The organism is Arthrobacter sp. Y3221157 (genome assembly GCF_059089865.1).
Window position 1 is genome coordinate 1 of sequence record NZ_JBNHFD010000165.1, and the last position, 3,264, is coordinate 3,264.

The window sequence follows — 3,264 nt, forward strand, 5'->3', positions numbered from 1 at the left end:
GCGTGCTGCTGCCGCTGCGGCTCGACGGCGGCGACGGCTCGCTCCGGCTCGCCTGGGAAGCCGCGGAGTCCAAGCAGCGCGTGGGCATCGCTGTGGACCACTGGACCTCCACCGGCTACCAGCCCTTCGAGACCCTGGTGGACCAGGATGACAGCACTGTCCGGTATGTCCTGGCCGTAAGCCCGGACCAACCGTTCACCCTGGAGAAGAGCATCAGCTACGCCGCCGGTGCCGCGGTCCTGGACCCCGCCGCAGATGCCGCCGACGTCGCTGAAGCAGGCCTGCGGCCGGTGCAGGACATCTTTGCCGAGAGCGAAGCCCACTACCGCCGCTACTGGGCCACCTCGGACATCGTGGTGGATGGCGGAAACCCGCAGCTGCAGCAGGCCATCCGCTGGAACCTGTTCCAGCTGGCCCAGGCCACCGCGCGGGCAGGCGTGGCCGGCATCCCCGCCAAGGGCGTGACCGGTTCCGGCTACGAGGGCCACTACTTCTGGGACCAGGAGGTGTACCTCCTGCCATACATGACGTACACCAACCCGGAGGGCGCCCGGCAGGTCCTGGAGTTCCGGCACGGGATGCTCCCCGAGGCCCAGATCCGTGCCAAGGAACTGAGCGTGGACGGCGCCCTGTTCCCGTGGCGCACCATCAACGGCCTGGAAGCCAGCGCCTACTACGCCGCCGGCACCGCCCAGTTCCACATTGCAGCCGCCATCGCCTTTGCCACCAACCGTTACTTGTGGGCCACCGGCGACGCCGCGTTCCAGGACGGCATGGGAGCCGAGCTGCTGATCGAGACAGCGCGCATGTGGATCTCGCTGGGTTTCTTCGGCAAGGACGGGCTGTTCCACATCCATGGCGTCACCGGACCGGACGAGTACACCGCCGTGGTCAACGACAACCTGTACACCAACGTCATGGCCCGGTTTAATCTGCGTGCCGCGGCGGCCCTGGAGCACGCGGGCATCACCCAGGAGGAGCGCCAGTTGTGGGAGGCGGCCGCCAACCGTATGCAGCTGCCGTTCGACGACCGGATGCAGGTGCACTCCCAGGACGCCGACTTCATGACGCTGGAACCGTGGGACTGGACCACGCCGCGGTCCAAGTACCCGCTGCTGCTGCACTTCCACCCGCTGGTGATCTACCGCCACCAGGTCCTCAAGCAGGCTGACACGGTCCTGGCCATGTTCCTGCAGTGGCAGGACTTCACCGCGGAGGAAAAGCAGCGCGCCTTCGATTTCTACGATCCCATCACCACCGGCGATTCCACCCTGTCCGCCTGCGTTCAGGGCATCATGGCCGCGGAGGTGGGGTATTCCAGGGAGGCACTGGAGCACTTCACCAACGCAGTGTTCATCGACCTGGACGACACCCACGGGAACACCATCGACGGCGTCCACATCGCCTCCACCGGCGGGGTGTGGAGTTCGCTGGTCTGCGGGTTTGCGGGCCTGCGTGACCAGGGCCCCGCGCCGTACTTCGATCCGCGGCTGCCGGCGGAGTGGAACGGGCTGACCTTCCATCTTAAGATCCGCGGCCGCCTGCTGCGGGTGCAGCTCACAGCCGAATCCATCACCCTCACCGTCCAGGAGGGCGAACCGCTGGAGGTGGACGTCCGCGGGCAGCTGCAGGCCGTCGGCGCCGATCCGGTCCGCGTGGCGCTGGACCCGGTCACCGAGCCGGAGCCCACCGTCTTCCCGAGCGGCCTGCCTACGGCGAGCATCCCGGTGGTGCGGGGCAAGAGCTGACGTCCGACGGCGGGAGGAGGCGGCGGCCGGACGCGCGCCTTAGTCTCCTGCCGCCGTCGCGCGTTCCACTTCCGGTGCCCTGTCCAGGGGGTGGGCCAGTTCGTCGGCGGGCATCTTCGCAGCGGCCACGGCGATGGCCGCCATGATGGGGCAGACGCCGCCCGCCACCAGGAAGATCAGCCAGATGGGCAGCACCTCCGCTGCCGGGCCGGCCAGGGCCATGGACACCGGCATCAGCGCGAGCGAGACGAAGAAATCGAGGCTGGAAACCCGGCCCAGCAGGTGCGGCGGAACCCGCCGCTGGAGCAGCGTTCCCCAGATGACCATGCCCACGCTCCCGGTCACGCCCCACACGAACGTGGCTGCCGCGATCACCCAGAAGTTGTCCATGAGCCCGACGGCGGCCAGCGGCATGCTGCCGAGGCCCCAGGACACCATCATCACAGTGAGGTAGCGCCTCGGCAGCCGGAGCGAGGCGGTGACGAGGGAACCCAGCGCCGCGCCCACGCCCATGATGGCCAGCAGGAAACCGAACATGCTGGAATCGCCGCCCAACTGGTCCCGCACCACGAACGGCAGCAGCACCTCGATGGGGCCGATCAGGAAGAGTACCGAGATGCACGCCCAGATCAGGGTCCACAGCAGCCACGGGGTGCGGAGGGTGTAGCTGACGCCCTCGCGCAGGTCATGGAAGAAGGACTGTTTCCGCTGCTCCCCGGCGGTCTGTTCGTGTCCGCCGGGCTGCGCCACCAGGGTGTGACGGGCCAGGAAGTTCAGCACGATAAACGCCAGCAGGTGGCACAGGGCCACGCCCGTCACCGCATGCGACGGCGAGAGCGCAGCCACCAGGATACCCGCCACGGCAGGGCCCGCCGCCTGCTGGAGGACAGGGCGCATCGTTCCCTCCATGCCGTTGGCAGCCAGCAGGTCCTCGGCAGGCAGGATGCGCGGCAGGATGGCCGAATAGGCGGGGAAGAAGAAAGCGGCGCCGACGCCGAGGACGAACGCGCCCGCCGCGACATGCCACAGTTGCAGCCAGCCGGCCATCGCCAGTCCGCTGATGGTTGCGATGACTGCCAGGTTGACGCCCTCGACGGCGATGATCAGCTGGCGCTGCGGGATCCGGTCGGCTGCGATGCCGCCGGCCAGGACGAACGCCACCAGCCCGATGCTTCCGGCGGCCGCCACCAGGGAGAGCTGGAGGGGTCCTCCGCCGAGCTGTATCACTTGGTAGACCATTGCCACGGCCCACATCCCGGACCCGAAGATCGAGATGGCCAGCGCTGCGATCAGTACCCGGTACTCTCGGTGGGCAAAGGGGCGCAGGGCTTTGGGGGTGGGCATACGCCCCAGTTTATGCCCGCCCTTGCCTGCCTGGTGCCCCCAACCTGGACCAGGCAGGCGCTATCCCGCGAGGAGGCTGGCGGCTTCCTGGCGGGTGGTGCCGGAGTCCTGGATGCCGTCGGCGATGTGGGCGAGTTCGGCGGGGATGTCGCGGCCTTTTTTGCGCATGGCG

2 protein-coding genes and 1 pseudogene are annotated in these 3,264 nt (G+C 68.5%); 1 reads left to right on the forward strand and 2 read right to left on the reverse strand.

Going from position 1 to position 3,264, the window contains the following annotated elements:
* A partial coding sequence (locus AC5RTT_RS20210; RefSeq protein ID WP_494146655.1) for a glycoside hydrolase family 65 protein occupies positions 1-1,748 on the forward strand: 1,748 nt, incomplete at its 5' end.
* A 39-nt stretch (positions 1,749-1,787) separates the two neighbouring features.
* Here AC5RTT_RS20210 and AC5RTT_RS20215 read toward each other — a convergent pair.
* The gene (locus AC5RTT_RS20215; protein WP_494146656.1) at positions 1,788-3,092 is read right to left on the reverse strand and encodes an MFS transporter; all 1,305 of its coding nucleotides are present in this window, start codon (positions 3,090-3,092) and stop codon (positions 1,788-1,790) included.
* A 60-nt stretch (positions 3,093-3,152) separates the two neighbouring features.
* Positions 3,153-3,264, reverse strand: a pseudogene (locus AC5RTT_RS20220) (lipoyl synthase); the annotation flags it as partial.